20 protein-coding genes and 2 tRNA genes are annotated in these 21,700 nt (G+C 36.5%); 10 read left to right on the forward strand and 12 right to left on the reverse strand.

Going from position 1 to position 21,700, the window contains the following annotated elements:
• Window positions 1-6: 6 nt before the first annotated feature.
• From miaB to DRF57_RS03450, 7 genes are all read right to left on the reverse strand, one after another.
• Entirely contained in the window at window positions 7-1,443 is a 1,437-nt protein-coding gene (gene miaB, locus DRF57_RS03420) for a tRNA (N6-isopentenyl adenosine(37)-C2)-methylthiotransferase MiaB (RefSeq protein WP_115917074.1), read from the reverse strand.
• Between the two features lie 233 nt (window positions 1,444-1,676).
• A complete protein-coding gene (locus DRF57_RS03425; protein ID WP_084086962.1) occupies window positions 1,677-2,090 on the reverse strand; it encodes an energy transducer TonB in 414 nt (137 codons plus the stop codon).
• A 2-nt stretch (window positions 2,091-2,092) separates the two neighbouring features.
• Window positions 2,093-2,572, reverse strand: a complete 480-nt coding sequence (locus tag DRF57_RS03430) for an energy transducer TonB (protein ID WP_115916932.1) — start codon at window positions 2,570-2,572, stop codon at window positions 2,093-2,095.
• 118 nt (window positions 2,573-2,690) lie between these two features.
• The gene (locus DRF57_RS03435) at window positions 2,691-4,424 is read right to left on the reverse strand and encodes a thiamine pyrophosphate-dependent enzyme (protein ID WP_084086960.1); all 1,734 of its coding nucleotides are present in this window, start codon (window positions 4,422-4,424) and stop codon (window positions 2,691-2,693) included.
• A 253-nt stretch (window positions 4,425-4,677) separates the two neighbouring features.
• A complete protein-coding gene (lysA, locus tag DRF57_RS03440; protein WP_174772368.1) occupies window positions 4,678-5,880 on the reverse strand; it encodes a diaminopimelate decarboxylase in 1,203 nt (400 codons plus the stop codon).
• 263 nt (window positions 5,881-6,143) lie between these two features.
• Window positions 6,144-7,367 carry a 3'-5' exonuclease gene (locus DRF57_RS03445; protein WP_084086959.1) on the reverse strand — a complete coding sequence of 408 codons (1,224 nt, stop codon included), beginning with the start codon at window positions 7,365-7,367 and terminating at the stop codon, window positions 6,144-6,146.
• A gap of 132 nt (window positions 7,368-7,499) precedes the next feature.
• Window positions 7,500-9,026 (reverse strand): helicase HerA-like domain-containing protein, encoded by a 1,527-nt coding sequence (locus tag DRF57_RS03450; RefSeq protein ID WP_047491993.1) that lies wholly within the window; start codon window positions 9,024-9,026, stop codon window positions 7,500-7,502.
• A gap of 329 nt (window positions 9,027-9,355) precedes the next feature.
• Here DRF57_RS03450 and DRF57_RS03455 point away from each other — a divergent pair, with 329 nt between their 5' ends.
• The 4 genes from DRF57_RS03455 to DRF57_RS03470 all read left to right on the forward strand — a co-directional run bounded on the left by DRF57_RS03455 (window position 9,356) and on the right by DRF57_RS03470 (window position 12,734).
• Entirely contained in the window at window positions 9,356-10,234 is an 879-nt protein-coding gene (locus DRF57_RS03455) for a hypothetical protein (protein WP_123863273.1), read from the forward strand.
• Between the two features lie 394 nt (window positions 10,235-10,628).
• Window positions 10,629-12,038: an MBL fold metallo-hydrolase gene (locus DRF57_RS03460; RefSeq protein WP_047491935.1), complete on the forward strand. Its 1,410-nt coding sequence runs from the start codon at window positions 10,629-10,631 to the stop codon at window positions 12,036-12,038.
• A gap of 4 nt (window positions 12,039-12,042) precedes the next feature.
• Window positions 12,043-12,414 (forward strand): rhodanese-like domain-containing protein, encoded by a 372-nt coding sequence (locus tag DRF57_RS03465; RefSeq protein ID WP_115916939.1) that lies wholly within the window; start codon window positions 12,043-12,045, stop codon window positions 12,412-12,414.
• Between the two features lie 20 nt (window positions 12,415-12,434).
• A complete protein-coding gene (locus DRF57_RS03470; RefSeq protein ID WP_047491938.1) occupies window positions 12,435-12,734 on the forward strand; it encodes a thioredoxin family protein in 300 nt (99 codons plus the stop codon).
• A 60-nt stretch (window positions 12,735-12,794) separates the two neighbouring features.
• Here DRF57_RS03470 and DRF57_RS03475 read toward each other — a convergent pair whose 3' ends face one another.
• On the reverse strand, window positions 12,795-13,547 hold the full coding sequence (locus DRF57_RS03475; RefSeq protein ID WP_084086955.1) for a nitrilase-related carbon-nitrogen hydrolase: 753 nt from the start codon (window positions 13,545-13,547) through the stop codon (window positions 12,795-12,797).
• A 245-nt stretch (window positions 13,548-13,792) separates the two neighbouring features.
• Here DRF57_RS03475 and DRF57_RS03480 point away from each other — a divergent pair, with 245 nt between their 5' ends.
• The 6 genes from DRF57_RS03480 (at window position 13,793) to DRF57_RS03505 (ending at window position 19,834) form a co-directional block, all read left to right on the forward strand.
• Complete coding sequence (locus DRF57_RS03480; RefSeq protein WP_047491944.1) at window positions 13,793-14,233, forward strand: DUF6646 family protein; 441 nt, start codon at window positions 13,793-13,795, stop codon at window positions 14,231-14,233.
• 105 nt (window positions 14,234-14,338) lie between these two features.
• On the forward strand, window positions 14,339-15,820 hold the full coding sequence (gene rseP / locus DRF57_RS03485; RefSeq protein WP_047491947.1) for an RIP metalloprotease RseP: 1,482 nt from the start codon (window positions 14,339-14,341) through the stop codon (window positions 15,818-15,820).
• 81 nt (window positions 15,821-15,901) lie between these two features.
• Window positions 15,902-15,978, forward strand: a tRNA-Asn gene (locus DRF57_RS03490).
• Window positions 15,979-16,062: 84 nt separating this feature from the next.
• Entirely contained in the window at window positions 16,063-16,782 is a 720-nt protein-coding gene (locus DRF57_RS03495) for an AAA family ATPase (protein WP_115916941.1), read from the forward strand.
• A 136-nt stretch (window positions 16,783-16,918) separates the two neighbouring features.
• Window positions 16,919-16,992 (forward strand) — tRNA-Asn (locus tag DRF57_RS03500).
• A 316-nt stretch (window positions 16,993-17,308) separates the two neighbouring features.
• A complete protein-coding gene (locus tag DRF57_RS03505; RefSeq protein ID WP_228406246.1) occupies window positions 17,309-19,834 on the forward strand; it encodes a DUF5686 family protein in 2,526 nt (841 codons plus the stop codon).
• A 119-nt stretch (window positions 19,835-19,953) separates the two neighbouring features.
• Here DRF57_RS03505 and DRF57_RS24250 read toward each other — a convergent pair whose 3' ends face one another.
• From DRF57_RS24250 to rplU, 4 genes are all read right to left on the reverse strand, one after another.
• A complete protein-coding gene (locus DRF57_RS24250) occupies window positions 19,954-20,127 on the reverse strand; it encodes a bacteriocin-like protein (protein ID WP_115916945.1) in 174 nt (57 codons plus the stop codon).
• A gap of 232 nt (window positions 20,128-20,359) precedes the next feature.
• Window positions 20,360-20,527, reverse strand: a complete 168-nt coding sequence (locus DRF57_RS23570; protein WP_157969872.1) for a bacteriocin-like protein — start codon at window positions 20,525-20,527, stop codon at window positions 20,360-20,362.
• Window positions 20,528-20,762: 235 nt separating this feature from the next.
• Window positions 20,763-21,020 (reverse strand): 50S ribosomal protein L27, encoded by a 258-nt coding sequence (rpmA, locus tag DRF57_RS03515; RefSeq protein ID WP_047489604.1) that lies wholly within the window; start codon window positions 21,018-21,020, stop codon window positions 20,763-20,765.
• Window positions 21,021-21,032: 12 nt separating this feature from the next.
• Window positions 21,033-21,608: a 50S ribosomal protein L21 gene (gene rplU / locus DRF57_RS03520; protein WP_081989034.1), complete on the reverse strand. Its 576-nt coding sequence runs from the start codon at window positions 21,606-21,608 to the stop codon at window positions 21,033-21,035.
• Window positions 21,609-21,700 lie beyond the last annotated feature (92 nt).

Below are 21,700 nucleotides of genomic sequence, written 5' to 3' on the forward strand. Positions count from 1 at the left end.
TTCAAATTATTCAACCATTCTCCCTAAAAGTGTGCCTTGCGTATTGCCATAAACAAAAACGTCCACAATGTCTCCTATTTTCTGCCCTTCAAGTTGGTCAAAAACACAAACGGCATTCTGGGAATTTCTACCCTTCCATTGGTTTTTGTTTTTCTTAGAGATTCCTTCAATCAGAATCTGATGTACTTTTCCTACATAAGATATCATTCTTTTTCTGGAAAGCTCTCCCTGTAGTGCAATAACCTCAGCTAAACGTCTTTGCTTCACATCAGCCGGAATATTGTCTTCCATCTTCTTGTGAGCTGGAGTTCCCGGTCTTTCTGAATAAGCAAACATATAGCCGTAGTCATATTCTACTTCTTTCATAAGACTTAAGGTATCCTGGTGATCTTCTTCCGTTTCATCACAGAAACCAACAATCATATCCTGTGAAAATGAAACATCAGGAACAATTTCTTTAGCCTTTCTGATCAGCTCTAAATACTCCTCACGGGTATGCTGTCTGTTCATGGCTTTAAGCATATTGTTACTTCCGCTTTGTACCGGAAGGTGTACATACCTGCAGATATTCTCGTGTTTAGCCATCATGTGGAATACATCCAAACTCATATCCTGAGGATTCGAAGTAGAGAATCTGATTCTCATTTCGGGCACCGCTTTCGCTACCAAATCAAGTAATTGCCCAAAGTTAATAGCTGTAGCTTTCTGCATCTCAGAAGCTTTAGCAAAATCTTTTTTAGGACCTCCTCCATACCATAAGTAAGAGTCTACATTTTGGCCGAGAAGGGTAATTTCTTTATAACCATTATTGCTAAGTTCTTTACATTCTTCGATAATAGAATGTGGATCACGGCTTCTTTCTCTTCCTCTTGTGAACGGAACCACGCAGAATGTACACATATTATCACAACCTCTGGTAATCGTTACATAAGCGGTTACACCGTTCCCACCCAAACGGACAGGATTAATATCGGCATAGGTTTCTTCTTTGGAGAGTATGACATTGATGGCATCTCTACCATCATCGGTTTCTTTTAAAAGGTTAGGGAGATCTCTATAAGCATCAGGTCCCACAACAAGATCAACCAGCTGCTCTTCTTCCAAAAATTTGGTTTTTAGCCTCTCAGCCATACATCCAAGAACTCCTACCGTCATATTCGGTCTTTCTTTCTTAAGATTTTTGAACTGAGAAAGACGCATTCTTACAGTCTGTTCTGCTTTTTCACGAATAGAACATGTATTAAGAAGAATAAGATCCGCTTCTTCCACCTTCATTGTTGTATTGTATCCCTGCTCATTAAGAATAGAAGCAACAATCTCAGAATCAGAAAAATTCATCTGACACCCGTAGCTTTCTAAAAATAATTTTTTAGAATTTTCAGGTTTTTCAGCCACTGCAAAAGCTTCCCCTTGCTTTGTTTCGTCTATATATTTTTCTTGCACAATAATCAATTTAAGGTTCGGAATTTAAATTTCAGGGCATAGATCCTGAAAACTTAAATCACAAACAGATAAGTTTGCAAAGATACAAAATATTGTGACAGAATGTCAGGAGATTCTGCTGAAGTATTATACCCTTTTTAAAACCTAGTTTTAAGAAATAAAAGTATAATCAAATCATTAAATTTCAAATATTTACACGGGTTCTTTTTAAAAACATACCAAGAACTTATTTTCTAATCTCCATGGTCAAAATGATCTGATGTAAAATTGATTTTAATTATTTTTTTAGAAACCACCGGTATTCCATCTTTAATCGCCGGCTTCCATTTCTTTTTTACTCTTTTGATGGCAAATTGCATATCATCAATAAACATTTCGCTATTTTTTACTTTGGGCAAGACATCAAGATTTTCAACTTTCCCATTCGTGTTCACATCAAAAACAAAAACGAACTGTCCGTTCACGGCATACTTCTTTAAATCGATATAAGCATGAATCATTTTTAAAAACTCCTGAGTAAAAGCAGCATCTCCGCCTGGAAATTCAGCATTCTGCGAACTGGTTACACTTCCATTCTGTGGTTTTGATTCTTGGGAATACCCCAAAAAGCTGAAAAGAAGGAAGAGGATTATAATATATTTTTTCATATTTATATATCTACAGATAAAGAAGTCAGGCTCATTCTCAATTTCATTTCAGATTTTACAGGCTGACCATTGCAGGTTGCAGGCATCCAGCTTTTCTTTATCCTCCTCACCACATACTGCATATCATCAAAGAAAACTTCACTATGAAGTACTTTAGGAGCTCCCGCAATATCAATCACTTTTCCTGTTTCATCAATTGTTAAGGTAAATGTAAAATCTCCTGTCAGGGTGTAGAAGTCAGAATTCAGATAGGTGTACATATACTTTCTCAGTATCTCTTTGTAGGCAGCTGCTCCTCCTTCATAAGCAGCAGGTTTAAAATCATTGCATTTAACAGCAACCTGCATAAAAGGCTCCTTAATATCTATTTTCAAAATATTTTTGTTGTTCTCTGTGATAAAAGAATCATCTCTGTCTTCAAGATCCTGGGCAAATGAAAAATTGGCAACACAAAGTGCAAGAAATAAAAATATCGTCTTCATTGTCTATATATAATAATAAACAAAGGTAAATATTTACATTCCTTATAAAAAAGAAAAACTTCACACAATCAGTATGAAGTTTTATGTTGATGTTAAGAAATCACAATGTAATTTCAGTTTACAGCAATCCTTTAATATGCTTATAATTGGATTTTACCGTTTCAAAAGCTTCTTCCATTTTTCCACCCAGCATCAACTGAGCCATTGATTTTGTCATGCCTATGACCTGATCAAATTCAATTTTAGGGGGCAGGGCCAGTGCATTAGGATTGGTGAATATATTCAGAAGGTAGGGACCGTTATACTCTAAACATTCCTTAATTGCATTTTCCACCTCTTCAGGATCATGAACATTTTTCCCCGGATATCCCATTGCCTGGGCCACCATAGCAAAATCAGGATTAATCATATCGGTCTCATTATCCGGCATTCCTCCCACTTCCATTTCCAGCTTTACCATTCCCAATGTTCTGTTATTAAAAACAATCAGCTTTATGGGAAGTTTATACTGAAAAATGGTTGCCATATCTCCTAAGAGCATTGATAATCCGCCATCTCCACACATGGCAATCACCTGTCTTTCCGGATGAGCTAAAGAAGCTCCAATAGCCATTGGCATTGCATTGGCCATCGATCCATGATTAAAAGAACCGAGCATTTTCCGTTCCCCAGTTCCTGTAATAAACCTTGCTCCCCAGACGCAACACATCCCGGTATCTACTGTGAAAATAGCATCCTTTTTAGCAAGCTGATCCAGGGTATATGCCACATATTCCGGCTGAATAGCATCTTTTTTCCCAAAATCTTTAACATACGTGAGCTGATTCTCTTTTACTTTTTCATAGAATGCCAGCTGTTCATTGAGAAAATGATCATCTGTTTTTTCCTTCAGCATGGGAAGAAGGGCTTTAATTGTTTCTTTCACATCTCCCGTCAGCCCCAATTCCAGCTTAGCTCTTCTTCCCAGTCTTTCTGGACTTTCATCAATCTGTATGATTTTATTTTTGACCGGCATAAACTTTTGGTACGGAAAATCTGTTCCCAGAAGTATAACGAGATCTGCTTCATGCATCGCATGGTAAGCCGACGGATATCCCAATAGTCCGGTAAGCCCTACTTCATTGGGATTATTTGGCTGAATGGCCATTTTCCCACGGAATGAATATCCCACCGGGGCTTTTAATAATTTTGATAATTCCACCACTTCTGCATTGGCTGCACCAGCTCCTATTCCACAGTATAGGACAACTTTTTTATTTTCATTCACCAGTTCTGCCAGGTGTTTCAGCTCATCATCTGAAGGCCTGATCACAGGGTGGGTTTTAAATAACTGAGCGGAAGTAGCCGCTTCCTCTGCATCCAGCTCAGAAACATCTCCCGGAAGGCCGATCACTGCTACTCCTTTTTTAGAAATAGCATGCTGAATAGCAGTCTGGAGTATTCTTTGCACCTGCTCGGGTCTCGTAATCATCTGATTATAATGACTGCAGTCATCAAACAGCTTTATCGTATTCGTTTCCTGGAAATAGTCCATGCCCATTTCCTCACTGGGGATAGTGGAAGCAATAACCAACATCGGAACATGGGAACGGTGTGCCTCATACACCCCATTGATCAGGTGAACATGTCCCGGACCACAGCTTCCTGCACATACAGCAAGGCCATCCAGCTCAGCCTCAGCAGCGGCGGCATAAGCTCCCACTTCTTCATGTCTCACATGAATCCATTGAATACTGCTTTTTTTTACGGCTACATTCAAATGGTTGAGACTGTCTCCGGTTACTGCATAAATTCTTTTCACATTGGCATTTTCGAGCATTTCTACAATCTGCTCTGCTATATTTTTAGCCATAATTGATTAGGTTTGGTGTTTATATGTAAGGAAAATACAGCCTTGAAAAATCTGTATCCCTATCAAATTTAACTAATTAAAATGAAACCTTCCCGGGATTTCAATGTTAAAAAAATGGTAATTTAATAATAAACCCATCCCTACAGAATGTAACTTCGCAACTAACCAAAAGATTTTTAAACCTGAATGACTACAGTCATGAAAATAAAAACGGCCATCCAAAGGACAGCCGTTGATGTATTATATGTTTGATTTAGATAACTACTTCAATCTGATTTCTCAATAAATCTTCGAATTCATCTCTTTTACGGATCAAATGCGCTTTTCCATCAAGGAATAAAACCTCAGCAGGCTTTAATCTTGAATTGAAGTTTGAACTCATTTCAAAACCGTACGCTCCGGCATTATGGAAAGCAAGGATATCACCTTCTCTCACCTCGTTCAGTTTTCTGTCCCATGCAAAAGTATCTGTTTCGCAGATGTTCCCTACTACGGTATAAATTCTTTCCGCTCCTTTTGGATTAGACAAGTTTTCAATTAAATGATAAGAATCGTAGAACATTGGACGGATCAAATGGTTAAAACCAGAGTTTACTCCTACAAAAACAGTAGCAGTCGTCTGCTTGATTACATTAGCTTTCACTAAAAGATAACCGCTTTTTCCAACTAAAAATTTTCCCGGTTCGAACCAAAGCTCAAATTTTCTTCCTGTTGTTTTAGCAAAGTCGGCTAACACTTTTTCTACTTTTTTACCTAATGTTTTAACGTCAGTTTCTTCTTCGCTATCCTGATAAGGAATTTTGAAACCACTACCCATATCAAGATACTTCAGGTTCGGGAAATGTTCTGAAAGCTCGAGCATAATATCTAAAGCCTGAAGGAAAACTTCCGGATCTTTAATCTCACTTCCCGTATGCATGTGAAGACCTTCCACATTAACGTTTGTACTCTTCATCACTCTTTCGATGTGGCGAAGCTGGTGAATTGAAATCCCGAATTTACTGTCGATATGACCTGTTGAAATTTTATAGTTTCCTCCGGCAAAAATATGCGGGTTAATTCTCACAAAAATAGGGTAAGAATTTCCATATTTATTCCCAAACTGCTCAAGAATAGAGATGTTATCAATGTTAATATGAACTCCAAAAGTCATTGCTTCTTCTATTTCCGCCAAGTCAACACAATTGGGAGTAAACAATATTTTTTCTTTCGTAAATCCTGCTTTTAATCCAAGTTTAACTTCATTAATAGATACACAATCCAAAGAAGCACCCAGCTTCTTGACATACTTAAGGATATTGATATTTGTCAATGCCTTCGCTGCATAGAAGAACTTAGTGTGTTTTAAAAAAGAAGATGTAAGTTTTTCGTATTGAATTTTGATGGATTCAGCATCGTAAACATACACTGGTGTACCAAACTCATTGGCAATCTTTAATAATTCTTTTGAATTCATAATTTCATTTTTAACATAAAAAAAGGCAGATTCTTCGAAAAAGAGTCCACCACATTAATTATTTTTTATGCAAGACAACTCTTTTAAATATTCCAAACCTTAGAGAACTTAATAGCTCCCTTTTTTCCAGTTTTTATTTGTTTAAAATTTTGCATTGCTTATTTTTATTTTTTGCAAAAATACTATTTATTTTTTACTTTTAAGAAAATTGATTTGAAAAGCACTTTCTTTCCGACGAAATCTGTAAAGTGCAAATTCTTCTATTATTTTGGTAATGGCAATGTTTCAAAATCGCCACGAAGCAGTGCCAGCTGTAACTCATTAATCAAATCACCCGCAGGTAAAGGAAGATCAATTTTCAGCTTAGCAAGCTTGCTTAAGGTTTGTATCTGCGTAAACAGTTCATAAAAACCAAATGATATCACCTTTCCGTTTTCAATGATTAAAAATAACTTTTCACCCAATTTTCTTCCGGACCCCAACCACAGTTCATTTCTTTTTCTGAAGTCTATTTTTTGTTTCAGAACGGCAGAGTCTTTATATTCAGGTAATGCTCCGAGAAACTGAACAGCCTTCGTTCCCTGGGTAAAAGATCTGAATTTTAAAATCGGTTTTTCAGTTTTATTAAGGTTGTTTTTTTCAACAACATATTTATTATTTCTGGAATAAAGCCCAAAAGGTAAGACTTCCTTCTTCTTAACATTCTTAGAATTCAGAATGAGCTTGGCAATAATATCCGTTCCTGTAAGTTCAAAATTGATCTGCCCTACGTTATTCTGAACCTGTTCCCATTTTTTAGATTTGGAATTGAAAACTTTTTTTGAAAATTTATTGATATCCTGAACATAATCTGAGAAAATAATCTTCCCGGCTTCATTCTGGAAATAAATAAATCCTTTTTCATTTGGCAGATCCTGGGTCAGCTCTTTGATCTTATTGATATAGGTTTTGGCATTGGACTCTTCATGTTGCTTTTGGATGATTTCGTTTTCGATATCTTTTGATACTAAAAGCCTGAAAAGTTCCAAGGTCGCTCTTGCATCGCCCTCAGCTCTGTGATGATTGGTCAAAGGAATCCCCAATGATTTCACTAATTTCCCTAACGAGTAACTTACCTCATCGGGAATGAGTTTTTTAGCCAGTGGAATGGTATCTAATGTATTGATTTTAAAATCATAGCCAAGCCTTTTAAAAGACTGGCGGAGCATCCGGTAATCGAAATCAATATTATGCCCAACCAGGGTGGTATTTTGAGTTATTTCTATAACTCTTTTGGCTATTTCATGAAATTTCGGTGCCGTTTTGACCATTTTGGGAGTAATACTGGTCAGTTTCTGTACAAAAGGTGTGATATCACTTTCGGGGTTTACAAGAGATATAAACTGGTCCGTAATTTTCTGACCATCATATCTGTAGATGGCAATATCTATAATGCATTCATTTCTATAACCTGCACCATTACTTTCTATATCTATAATCGAATACATTTATTTCCCGTTAACTGATATTTTAATTAAATTAATAATCCCGTGGTCCTGATATTTTCTTCGTCAATCAAGATAACCTGCTAAAGTAACGAAAAATATATCAAAAACATAACAGGCCATCTTTCTTTTCAACTATCTTCTTCGACCTCCGAGTCCAAACATTCCAAGAATAGCTTTTGCCCCTTCTCTCATTAAGGTTGTGGTAAAAGTTCTTCCTGCTTTGCTTTGCAGCACCTGTTCAAACATCCCCGGTTCTTCTTTTACAGGTTTTGTTCGTTGATTGGATGCAGGATTCTGGGCAGCCTGTTCCATTCTGTTCGTCAGCATTTCATAGGCGGACTCTCTGTCTACAGCCTCTTCATACTTGGCTACTAAAGCAGATTTCGATGTAAGCTCGGAAATTTCAGCGTCGCTCAGAACATCCATTCTTGATTCCGGAGAAATCAGGTAAGTATGTACCAATGGCGTAGGAATCCCTTTTTCGTCCAAAGCCGTTACAAATGCTTCTCCAATTCCTAAATTCTGAATCAGACTTGAAGCATTATAAAATTCCGTGGTCGGATAATTTTCAACTGCTTTTGTGATCTCTTTTTTATCTTTTGCGGTAAAACCTCTGAGTGCATGCTGTATTTTCAGTCCTAATTGTGACAATACATTTTCAGGAACATCACCAGGAATCTGTGTGATAAAATAAATTCCGACTCCTTTTGATCGGATCAGTTTCACCATGGTTTCAATCTGTGATAAAAGAGCTTTTGAGGCTTCATCAAAAATAAGGTGCGCTTCATCAATAAACAGCACTAATTTTGGTTTTCCACTATCCCCTTCTTCTGGGAATGTCATATATATTTCTGCAAAAAGCGAAAGCATGAACGTGGAGAACAACTGTGGTTTACTTTGTATTTCAGCCACTCTTAAAATATTCACGACCCCTTTTCCGTCTCTTGTTTCAAGTAAATCCTGAACATCAAAACTTAATTCCCCAAAAAAGCTGGAAGCTCCCTGCTGCTCCAACGCCACAATAGACCTGAGAATGGCACCTAAGGAAGCCGGGGCTATTGATCCGTAATTGGCGGCAAGCTCTGCCTTTCCCTGAGCATTATCCGTCACATACTGCAATACTTTCTTTAAGTCATTCAGATCAATTAACGGAAGACCTTTATCATCACAATATTTAAAAACAATAGACATAATACTCTGCTGAGTATCATTCAATTCTAATATTTTACTCAGAAGAACCGGTCCGAATTCTGTAACCGTAGCTCTCAGTTTCACTCCTTTACCTCCTGAAATGCTCATCAGCTCTACCGGAAACCCCTGAGGATTATAAGGCAGTTGTGTTTTAGCATATCTCTCTTCGATAATAGCATTCATCTGACCTGCTTCAGCTATTCCTGAAAAGTCACCTTTAATATCCAAAACAAGTGAGGGGATTCCTGCATGAGAAAGCTGTTCTGCAAAAACCTGCAGAGTTTTTGTTTTACCGGTTCCTGTGGCTCCGGCAATAAGACCATGACGGTTGATTGTTTTTAAGGGAATAGTCACATTAACTTCCGGAACAACTTCTCCGTCCAACATTCCCTTTCCCAGTATAATATGATCCCCTTTCGGAGTATATCTAGCATTTAATTCTTCTGTAAATTGTGTTTTGTCTGCCATCTGATCGCTTTTTAAACTTATAAATATAAAAGTTTTTGTAAAATATTTAATCATTAAGAAAATATTATACCATTAATTTTTGTTTTTACTTTCAGCAGATTAATGCTTATCTTACTTTTTAAAATGAACATCAGATGTATGTAAACAAAATCCTTTGCAGGAAGAACTTATTAATTCTCTTCTCTTTTTTATTCACAACCCTTTTTTCCCAACCTCGGAAACAACCTGTAGATCTATTGATAAAAGGTGATTTCACTCATCAAGCCTCTTCAGTGATTTTCCCTCCACTGTGGTCAGGGTTCCAAAGAGAGGCCATTTATTCTTATGATATGCAGAATAAGCATGTAGCCATAAGCTATATACAGCAAAGCACAAAAAAGAACAAGACTATACTCACGCTGTATATTTATCCCAGAAAATCAATTGACAACCAATCGCTTAGAGATGAGTTTTCTTCATATGAATATGCCCTTAATCAGAATTCCAATAAAGGTACAGATATAAAACCTTCATTTGGAAATGCTTCCAATGACCAGATAAAAGTAAATTATATTTATTCCATATTCAATCACTCAATGGGTGAACGCGATTTTTTCAAAGGGGTAAAGTATACTGATAAAATGTCTCTTCTTTCTATTTATGAATGTGGAGGATGGAATTTTAAGATCAGAATATCCAGTGATGATATGACCCAGGGTCAGCTGGCTGAATTAAAAGATAAAACTGAAGGATATTTTGGCCTCCTGGATATCGCTTCTAAAAAACCTCTGCCGATCGATCAGACACCGGACATCATTCTGTCTCCCGTTGTGAAGAGAGATTCTATGATGATGTACTCCACAATCGCTGCAGCTAAGGCTAAAATAGAATGGTTAGGGAACCACTCAGAAAAAAAAGAACTTCTGACAGGATTTAATGATATGAAAATTGATTCTGAGGTTTATGCCATTGAGAAAATGATAGCATTCTATAAAGCCCATGAAAAAGATTGGCCCCTGCACGAGGACACAAAAAAATATTTTACTCAAATGATCACCATAGCCGACAACCAAAAAATTAAAGATCATATTTATGATAAGTATAACAGATTGATTAATTATGAGGAAGGAGAGGCCAGAAAAGATGAGTATATCCAATTCAAAACGGATAAAAATATTTCAGAAAACACCAATGAAATTGTATACAAAATATATTATAAACTGGAATAGATAACAAGTCCGTTTAAACTTAACCATAAAAGCCATAAAAGATTTTTAAACACTTAAGCTATTTAAGTTATATACTTTGTGTATAAAAATTACGCAAAAGTTTTGTGGTTTTTGACTACGTCGAAATAATATTCATCGACTGAAAGGAGATAATCTTCGATTTGTGGTTGAGTAAAAAAGTTTAAATAGCTTTATATCTTAAGTTTTATTACAAGAACATGATAAAAAACAGCATTTAAAAATTAACATTCCCTAAGGCATTATTTTTGTTGAAAGGAAAGGGATCTAAGTATTTACCGTGTTATTGTATTGAAAGAAACTATTATTCAGATTTAACATTTCGTTTACAATTCATCTAATACTTTGTATCTTTAACTCATTAAAAAAATACCCAATGAAAATTGAACAAATATATACGGGCTGTCTGGCTCAGGGTGCCTATTATATTGTATCAGAAAATGAAGCTGCCATTATAGATCCGCTAAGAGAGGTAAAACCTTATCTGGATCGCTTGGAAAAAGACAATGTCACCTTAAAATATATTTTTGAAACCCACTTTCACGCTGATTTTGTTTCAGGTCATTTAGACTTAAGTGAAAAGACGGGTGCTCCAATTATTTACGGACCAACTGCTGCTCCTGAATTTGAAGCTATCATTGCGGAAGACAACCAAATTTTTGAAATTGGAAAAATAAAAATAAAAGTACTGCATACCCCAGGTCATACAATGGAAAGCAGCACCTACCTTTTGATTGACGAAAATGGTACTGAAACGGCAATTTTCACAGGAGACACTCTGTTTTTAGGTGATGTGGGAAGACCGGATCTTGCCCAAAAGGCAACCAGCCTCACTCAGGAAGATCTTGCCGGTATTTTATACGACAGCCTTCAAAGCAAAATTATGCCACTGGATGACAGCATCACTGTTTATCCTGCACACGGTGCCGGCTCTGCGTGTGGAAAAAACATGCAAAAGGAAACGGTAGATATTCTGGGAAATCAGAAAAGAACCAATTATGCACTGAACCAGCCCGATAAAGAATCTTTTATCAGGGAAGTTCTGGATGGGTTAACGGCTCCTCCAAAATATTTCGGGATGAATGTAGCCATGAACAAAGGCGGATATGAAAGTCTTGACGTTGTGATGGACAAAGGGTTAACGCCTGTTTCCGCAGAAGATTTTGAGGCTTTTGCAGAAGAAACCGGTGCTTTAATTCTAGATACCAGAAGTGCTGCAGAATTCCATAAAGGATTTATTCCAAACTCCATCAATATTGGAATAAAAGGTGACTTTGCTCCATGGGTAGGAACGCTTATCGTGGATGTAAAACATCCTCTGCTGTTGGTAACAGATACTGAAATGGAAGAAGAAGTGATTACCAGATTAAGCCGGGTAGGTTTTGATCATGTTGTAGGCTATTTAAAAGGAGGTTTTGAAGCCTGGAAAAAAGCAGGCAGAGAAATTGATGAAATCAAAAGAATTACTCCCACTGAATTTGCAGATCAGTTTACAGAAGAGGCTACCGTTATTGACGTCAGAAAACTGAGTGAATACTCAGCAGAGCATATTGACAATGCTTATAACAAACCATTAGACACCATCAGTGAATGGGCTCGTGGCATCGATGATTCAAAACATTTTTTCCTGCACTGTGCAGGTGGATACAGAAGCATGATTGCTGCCAGCATTCTTAATTCTCACGGGATCAGGAATTTCACAGAAATCGAAGGAGGTTTTAACGGAATCAAAAAGACAGAAAAATTTCCAACAACGGATTTTGTATGTCAGTCCAAAACATTATAAATTCATGAGAATTCAATTTTGGGGACTTATTTTCGCTTCAGCTTTTATCTTAGCTTCCTGCAAAACAACCAATCTTGCGGAGGCTCCAAAAGCCAATATTAAAGAAGTGGTAAACAGTTCGGAAGTAACATTGGTAGATGTAAGAATTCCTGAACAATATGCTGCAGGAACAGCTAAAGATGCCATCAATATTCCTCTGGCTGAAATTCAGAATAATATTGAAACATTAAAAGGCAAAAAAGTAGTGATATTCTGTAACAAAGGAATGCAGGCAGACCAGGCCATGGAAATTTTAAAGAAAAACGGCGTAGAAGCTTACGACGGAACATCCTGGAAAAATGTAAAAGCAATCCAGAACGAAACTGACAATAAATAATTTGAATAAGCTAAAAAACTATGTCACAAAAATTTCAGGAAATCATAAACTCCGAAAGACCGGTACTTATTGATTTTTTCGCAACCTGGTGTCAGCCTTGTAAGGTACAGTCTTCGGTGCTGAACACTGTAAAAGAGAATATCGGAGAAGGAGCCAGAATTATAAAAATAGATGTGGACCAATATCCGGCAATTGCATCACAATACGGAGTTCGGGGAGTCCCTACACTAGCCATTTTCAAAAATGGCGAGCTTTTATGGAAAGAAAGCGGAGTACATGATGTCAATACCCTGACGACTCTTCTTCAGCAATATATTTAACTAAGGCTAAGATTAAGGTTGAGCTTTTAATCATAAGGCTCAACCTCAATCTCAACTCTCTTACCATTGAATTGAGAAATCATCCCGGTCATTTAAAAACTGGAAGTGTTTTCTAAAATCGGCCAATTCATTCATATCCAATTCTGCAGATACCACATTCCCGTTTTTATGGGAAATTTCTTTGCCATCAGCAAAAAAGCAGTGCGAACTTTCCTGATAAAAGAGATTATTTCCGTCCGTTCCTATTCTGTTTAAACCAAAAACAAAAGACAGGTTTTCAATAGCTCTTGCTTTTAAAAGATGTTCCCAGGCCCCTACTCTTTTCTCCGGCCAATTAGCTACATATAAAATAGCGTCATAATCATCATTGTTTCTTGCAAAAACAGGAAAACGAAGATCATAACACACCTGAAGCAGAAATCTGATTCCTTTATAGCTGACAATAACCCGTTCTTTTCCGGGAGTATACACTTTATCTTCCCCTGAAAAGGAAAATAAATGTCTTTTATTATAAAACACAGTTTCTCCATCCGGCTGTACAAAATACATTCTATTATAAAAATGACCATTCTGCTCTACCGGAGCACTTCCGCAGAAAGCCGTATTCTTTTCTTTTGAAATAGTTTTTAAAAACTCCAGAGATTCTTCATTTCTATCCGAAACTTCAGAAGCATCCATACAAAAACCTGTTGAAAACATTTCGGGCAACATAAAAAGATCAGCTTCCTGATGCTGAAGCTCATGTTCTATAGCTTTAAAATTTCCGGTTTTATCTTTCCAGATGATATCTAAATTAAGTCCTACCACTTTCATCTTTAATGTACGTTTAAATTATTACAATCCGATTTATAAAAATACGGCTTTTATATTTACAAACGGATAAAGAGACCGTAGATCGTTTCTTCTTTACCCGCTACGGTCTCTTTCTTAAAACTTTTTATTAAAAGATTGAATTTCTTAATAATTCATAAAGTCTTCTGTTTTTACCAGATTGATGGTTTTCGGTTTCATTTTTGATGCTGATAATTTTTATTAATATCATTAAAAATTAGAAATTTATGAAGAAATTGGTTTTTATGGTGATGGTACTCTTTTTTGGAGTTGCTGCCAATGCTCAGGCTTGGACAGGAAAAGGAGACCAGAAAATTCAGTTGGGTTTAAGTGCCTGGGGATACGGAACAGGTATTACGGGGACTTATGATTATGGACTAAACAAAATGATATCAGTGGGAGCCGGTATCAATGGTTACTTCGACAATTACAAAGATAACGATAAAGACAACCGTGTTTTTGTTTTCGGAAGACTGAATTTTCACTTACAGGAAGCTTTGAATCTTCCTTCCAAATGGGATATCTACCCGGGAGTTGATCTGGGAGTGCTTGGAAAAGACTTCGGAATAGGAGCTCATATTGGGGCACGTTACTTTTTCACAGAAAAAATTGGCGTTTTTGCAGAGGTCGGTAATAATGGAAGTCTTGGAGTTTCGTTCAATTTATAACCAATCGTCTTTAAATATGACAAAGCTTCTCGTTTAGAGGGGCTTTTTTATTTGGCATAGTTTTGATAATTGTTACCTTTGCAAATTAAAATCTAAAATTTATTAATGGAAATAGCAATCAAACTCTTTCAGTTCATTCTGAGTATCTCTATACTGGTAGTTCTTCATGAGCTTGGGCACTTCTTACCGGCCATATGGTTTAAAACAAGAGCCGAAAAATTCTTCCTGTTTTTTGATCCTTACTTTTCAATTTTCTCAATGAAGAAAATCAATGGTCAATGGAAGTATAAATTCTTCTCAAAAAACCTGCCGGATACTGAAGTAACAGAGGTTAACGGAAAGAAGGAAGAAGTTCCTATCGATATATCAAAACTTCCAGACAGTGACTGGAGAAAACATCCTGAGCAGACCAAATACGGAATCGGATGGCTTCCTTTCGGAGGATATGTGAAAATTGCTGGAATGGTAGACGAAAGCATGGATACCGCACAGCTAAAAAAAGATCCGGAATCTTGGGAATTCAGAGCTAAACCAGCCTGGCAGAGACTGATCATTATGCTTGGTGGAGTTACTGTCAACTTTTTCCTTGCATGGATCATATTTTCAGCACTGGTTGGGAAAAATGGAGAAAATATTTTTGAAGCGGATAAAATTACAACCCCACTTCATTATACGGAAGCCGCAAAAAAAATGGGCTTTCAGGATGGGGATAAGATCTTAAAAGTAGACGGAAACGTTCAGAAAGATTTCAAAAAATTAGCACTTGATGTTTTATTGAGTGATGAAATAACTGTTTTAAGAGATGGAAAAGAGGTTACTTTCCCAACCAATGACGACGGAAAGGCTTTTGCATTCCAAGATCCTGAACCTAAAGCATTCTTAACTCCAAGAATGTCTCCTGTTGTGGATACTATTGTAACAAAATCTACTCTGGATGCAGGATTAAGAATCGGTGACAAAATACTTTCTATCAACGGAAAGCCACTTAATTATTATGATGAAGTAAAACCTTTGGTAGTTCCTAACGCCGGAAAAGTAGCAGATTTTCAAGTCTTGAGAAATAATCAGGTGGAAGATTTAAAAATCCCGGTATCGAAAGAAGGAACAATTGGAATCTTAGCATTCAAAGAAATTGAAAAATATTCTGTTCATAACGATTATAACTTCTTCGGATCAATCAAAAGGGGATTCACACTTACGATTGAGAGTTTAACGTACCAGATTAAGCAGTTCAAATTAATCTTCAATAAAAAGATCAAAGGATACAAGAAAGTAGGCGGACCCATCGCTATTGTAAAAAATATGCCTATAAATAAAGATGCTACAGGACATGTTTCCATTGACTGGTCAGCATTTTGGGGCTTTACAGCAATGTTCTCCGTATGGTTGGCATTCCTTAATCTTATTCCAATTCCGGGACTTGACGGAGGTCACGTTTTATTTACCTTATATGAGATCATTGTAGGAAAACCTGTTCCACAAAAAGTATTGGAAAATGCTCAAATGGTGGGGGTTATCTTCCTGTTAGGATTAATGGTACTGATATTCGGAAGCGACATTTTTAAAATGCTTACCGGAGGTTTATAATTTTTTTGAGAAAATTTATTAAAAATATTTGCAGGGTATAAATATTCGTCCTATATTTGCACCACTTAAAAACAAGGACATTCCTCCTTAGCTCAGTTGGTTAGAGCATCTGACTGTTAATCAGAGGGTCGCTGGTTCGAGCCCAGCAGGAGGAGCCAAAAAAAGACTTACATTTTGTAAGTCTTTTTTTATTTGCATATATTTTGCTTACTAGACATTGATATACTGTAATTATATAAACAATGCCTTACCTATCCCGGATCTATTTAAAAGATAACCACCCGCAAGACTTCCCTTTTAACCTTCCTTTTTTGAGTAAAGGCTTGGATCTAAGGCTTAAAAACAATGTTACTTTTTTCGTTGGAGAAAACGGAATCGGTAAATCAACACTGTTGGAAGCTATTGCGGAAAACTGCGATTTCAATGTGGCCGGAGGAAGCCGAAATCATCATTATAATTTCCATAAAACAGAATCCGGGTTATCAGAACACCTTGTGCTTTCCTGGAGTACCAAAACGACACAGGGATTCTTCATGAGAGCTGAGAGTTTTTTCAATTTTGCCACCTATATCGATGAAGTAGCTGAAGAAGACAGAAGGGTCTTGGAGGCCTATGGAGGCAAGTCTCTGCACCAGCAATCACATGGCGAGGCTTTCCTATCATTATTCCACAATCACTTTCAAAAAGGAATTTATATCCTTGACGAACCCGAGTCTGCTCTATCACCCCAGAGACAGCTTTCTTTGCTCTCCATCATCCACAAATTAGAAAAAGCAGGAAAAGCTCAGTTCATTATTTCAAGCCACTCACCTATCTTGATGAGCTACCCGAATGCTGAAATCTATTTATTAGATGACAAAATTCAACGTATCCCATACAAAGAAACGGAGCACTATCAGCTGACAAGGAATTTTTTGGAGCATCCGGAGCGGTATTTTAAACATTTATTCGAAGATATCTAAGATGAAATTAAAAATAAGTGAAATATTTCTTACTGAAATTCAACATATTTAGTTTAAAACCATCGATAATTGGGGATAAAACTTGACTGATATTAATATTCCTCTTATATTTGCATCACTTAAAAATAAGGAAAATTCCTCCTTAGCTCAGTTGGTTAGAGCATCTGACTGTTAATCAGAGGGTCGCTGGTTCGAGCCCAGCAGGAGGAGCAAAAAGACTTACAGAAATGTAAGTCTTTTTTGATTAATAAATCTTCTGTTTGCTGAAAACAGCAAACAATAAAGGTCTTCAGCTCATCATTTTCATCTTAGTATAAGTCGTAAATGTTGTGACTTTTCACATCAATTTAATCTCCTGATTCATTACATTTTAAGCGCTTAAAAATCATCTCTGAATCTTAATAATTGCTAGTATTATTTTCGTTACATTTGCAAACTTATAGGGAATAATAATTTTTTCTATTTTTTTCTATTTTTTTGAATAAACTGCATACTTTTTGTTTGTGATAATTGCTTGAAGAAACGAATGATGTTAAACAATAACCCTAAACACAATTTTTTATTTTTTTTCCTGCTTTTCACCAGCTTTTCGTTGGCTCAAAATAGAGTAAGCGGAAGAATTGTCGATGAAAAAAATAACAAAGAGCTTACTAAAGTTGATATCTTTATCAATAACAGTAAAATCCCGGCACTTACGACAACTTCCGGAAGCTTTGTTATTCAGTCTGACAGTTTAATCAGCACATTAAAATTCTCAAGAAAAAGCTATACGCCTGAAACCCTGGATGTAACTCCTGAAACCTCAGAAAATATCTTGGTACAGCTATCACAGGCACAGGTGAGTAACATCCAGGAGATTGTTATCAATACCGGAAAAACCAAATACAAAAGCAAAAAAGAAAATCCCGCCTATGCCATTATGCAGAAAGTCTGGGCACGCAAAAGAAATAATGGCTTAGAAAAGTTTGATACCTATTCATACAAGGAATATGAGAAAACTCAATTTGACCTTAATAATCTGGACAGCACGTTTATGAAGAAAAAAATCTTCAAAAAACTGGATTTCATTTTTGATTATGCTGATTCTACAGCAAGCGGCAGATTAGGTCTTCCCATCTTTATAAATGAAGCTGTTTATGAAAATTATGGTAAAAATAAGCCTGAAAAAGACAGCAAAAGAACACTTGTCGCCCAAAAGACTTCAGGGTTTCAAGATAATCAGGTAATCACCGTTTCGGCAAAAAACCTATATCGTGAAATCAACATCTATGACAATACCCTCAATTATTTCGATATAGGATTTCAAAGCCCGGTAGGATCAGATGGATTCAGCACCTATGACTACAGCCTGGTAGATACCATTGCCATTCATGGGGAAAAAGCTTTCCATATAAGATACCAGCCTAAAAGAAAGGATATACTGGCTTTCCAGGGAAATCTCTATATAGATACAGACACCTATGCTGTTATAGGAGCCACCTTAAAATCAACACAAAAAATAAACGTCAACTTTGTCAATAGTGTTTCTACCCAACTGGAATATGACAACCCTGACGAAACCACATTCCTCCCTAAAAAACTGGTTACAGAATTTGAGATAAGTCCTTTTTCCAAGAAAAAAGGATCTAAGAGTATTATCGCTAAAAGATCCGTAGATTATTCAAATTACGAATTCAATAAACCAATTGACCCAACCGTATTCAAGAGAAAAGAAGAGGAATACGAAGACGATTTTGTCAAAAAAGATGATGCTTATTGGACAAAAGCAAGACCTGACACATTATCCAAATCTGAACAGGGGGTGTACAACATGCTTGATCAGCTCCAGCAGACACCAAAATTTAACCATATGGTTAAATTATTTGAAACTCTCGGTTCCCGTCATTATAATGCCTTTAAGGGCGTAGATATTGGTCCTATTTTTTCAATCTACGGAAGAAATGAAGTGGAAGGAGACAGAATAAGACTGGGTGCAAGATCCTATTTCGGATTAAATGATACATGGAGAGTACAGTTTTATACAGCATATGGATTTAAAGATCAACAGATAAAATATGGTGTTGACGCCAGATATATGTTCAATAAGCTTAACAGGTTTATGATAGGAGCCGGAACCAGTAGAGATATTGCTCAGCTGGGAGGACAGCTGACCAGTGGAGACGGCATGACCGGTCCACAATCTACTTCTACATTCTTTGCAAGAGGTGAAAACAATTCCTTAAGCTCCGTCAATCAAACCAGAGTATTTGCAGCCATTGAACCTTGGAAAAACGTACAATTCAGAGTAGATGGGGTAATGCAAAGCATTAAATCTGCTAACCTGGAGCTGTTCAACCTTATGTACTATAAAGACGGAAACTTAAGAAAAACAGTAAATGACTCTCATGTTACCTTCAGCATAATAGCAAAACCGGGAGCAAAATTTTCCCAAACAGGGATTGACCGATATCAGGCCAAAAACCTTGCCCCAACCATTGTATTAAGATATACAAGGGGAATTGAAGGACTCTTCAATGCTGACTTTAATTATGACAAGCTTCAGTTCATGCTTTCCAAGCCATTCCTTATTGGAACCATCGGTAAAACAATTGTTAACTTTGAGGCCGGAAAAAACTTTAATACTGTTCCGCTGGCATTACAGAATATCATTCCCGCCAACCTTTCCTATGGGTTGGTACCTAATACCTTTTCACAGCTTAATTACTACGAATTCGTGGCCGATTCTTACGTCACCCTTAACCTTGAGCATCACTTCAACGGAAAAATACTTTCTTACATTCCATTGATCAAAAAATTAAAGCTTAGAGAGATTGCATTTATAAGAGGTGCCTATGGATCATTAAGCGACGAGTCTAAAGCAATTAACGTAGAAGGATTCAAATACTCAGCGCCCAATGAACATATTTACTTTGAATACGGATTTGGAATTGAGAATATTGGAATTGGAAATCTTAGAATTTTCAGAGTGGATTTCAACTGGCGAGGAAATTATCTTGACAGACCGGATATCTCAAAATTCGGTATTAAAGCAGGATTTCAGGTTGGATTTTAATATCATATAAATAATCCGCGGCTTCAGAGAAGCTGCGGATTATTTTTTCAATTTTACCTAACATTTATGATGCATTGGAAGGCATAAGGCAAAACACCCAAGGCATCTATTGATATTAACTAGTCAAAACATTCCGACAAGGTGCATGGCTCAGAAAGCATACAGTTGGCCTGCTGCCATGAGTTCCATCTGCACCAATCAAAACATGATTGAAATAAAGAAGGGCACGTTGCTGTCACTCCTCCGCTTATTTCCTTTAAACTTTTTTTAGTTAATTTTTTCAGATTTTTCATATCAATGCATATTAATGGTTATTAGTCATTTATATTGTCAACCTGTTAGCACTCACAAGGTTCTTCGTAAGTATTGGTTAAACAATGTACCTTCTGCCATGCGCTCCATCCACACCATACACTACAAGAACTTGTTATAGGCGGACATTTTTCTGCACCTCCCTGAATTAGTTTCAAATTCTTCTTTGTTAGTTTTTTTAGATTATTCATATCAATGTGATGGTTATCGCCATTAATTACATGAGCAAGATTGCTCTACATAGAATATACAACGAAATTTCTCTATCGGAGACAACCCACACCATACATCGCATGATCTGATTGGAGCCTGAGGACACGATCCCGCTCCACCATTAATTTCTTTAAGGTTCTTCTTTGTTAATTTTCTTAGATTTTTCATGTTAATTAGTTTTTAATTTTTGCCTACTCTATACGCTTTTCGGCTTCCGCAATTAACTTATTGTATGACACTTAACAAATATATAAATATTTCACAAGCAATAGAATATTAATGAAAATATTTTTATTTCTTCCGTAAACAAATGGCTCAGGCCTCTTTTTCAGGATAAAAAAGACAAAAAAAAGCCTCAGCAAATGAATGCTGAGGCTTAATTTTTTATAAAACGCTTAACTTATTATGCGTTTGCTTCTACAGATACGAAAGATCTGTTGTTTGCTTTCTTTCTGAAAACTACTTTACCATCTATTAATGCAAACAAAGTGTGATCTTTACCGATTCCCACGTTATCACCTGGGTGGTGCTGAGTACCTCTTTGTCTAACAATAATATTTCCGGCAATAGCTGCTTGTCCTCCGAAAATCTTCACACCTAATCTTTTAGAGTGAGACTCTCTACCGTTCTTGGAACTACCGACTCCTTTCTTGTGTGCCATTTTATTATTGGATTATTTATTAAGTGCTTTAAATTGATCGATATTCTTAATGATAGCAGCATCTACTTCTTCATGAGTAAGAATATTCTTTTCTAATTCAACTTTAACTGCTTTTCCTAAAGTAATTAAAGTTTCTCTGTTCTCTTTAGACTGAGACAAGTTGTTTTTCTTTAAGTGATAGTTCAACTCGTGATCTTCACCAAAGTTAACAGTTGCATGGTCAGAAAGAACCTCTGCTTTCACAGTTTCTTTTTTAGCAGCTTTTTTTGCTCCTCCTTCAAAACCAGTAATACCAGTGATTACGATTTGAGTTAAAGATTGTCTGTGACCATTTTTCACTTTGTAACCTTTTCTTCTTTTCTTTTTGAAAACGATTACTTTATCAGCTTTTACGTGATCTAGGATCTCTGCTTCTACAGTGATTCCGTTTACAGCTGGGGCGCCTACAGTGATTGCTCCGTTTACAGTAAGAAGAACTTTATCGAAAGAAACTTTTCCTCCTTTATCTCCTTTTAAACGGTTTACAAACAACTTCTGGTCTTGCTCAACTTTGTATTGAAGCCCTGCTATTTCTACAATTGCAAACATTGTTTATAAAATTTTTAGTTATTTCGAGGTGCAAATATACAAATAAAAATCTAAACCCCTTACAATCAAAGCAATGTTTTTTTTGTAAATAA

The organism is Chryseobacterium rhizosphaerae (assembly GCF_003385455.1).
GTDB classification, from domain to species: Bacteria; Bacteroidota; Bacteroidia; order Flavobacteriales; family Weeksellaceae; genus Chryseobacterium; species Chryseobacterium rhizosphaerae.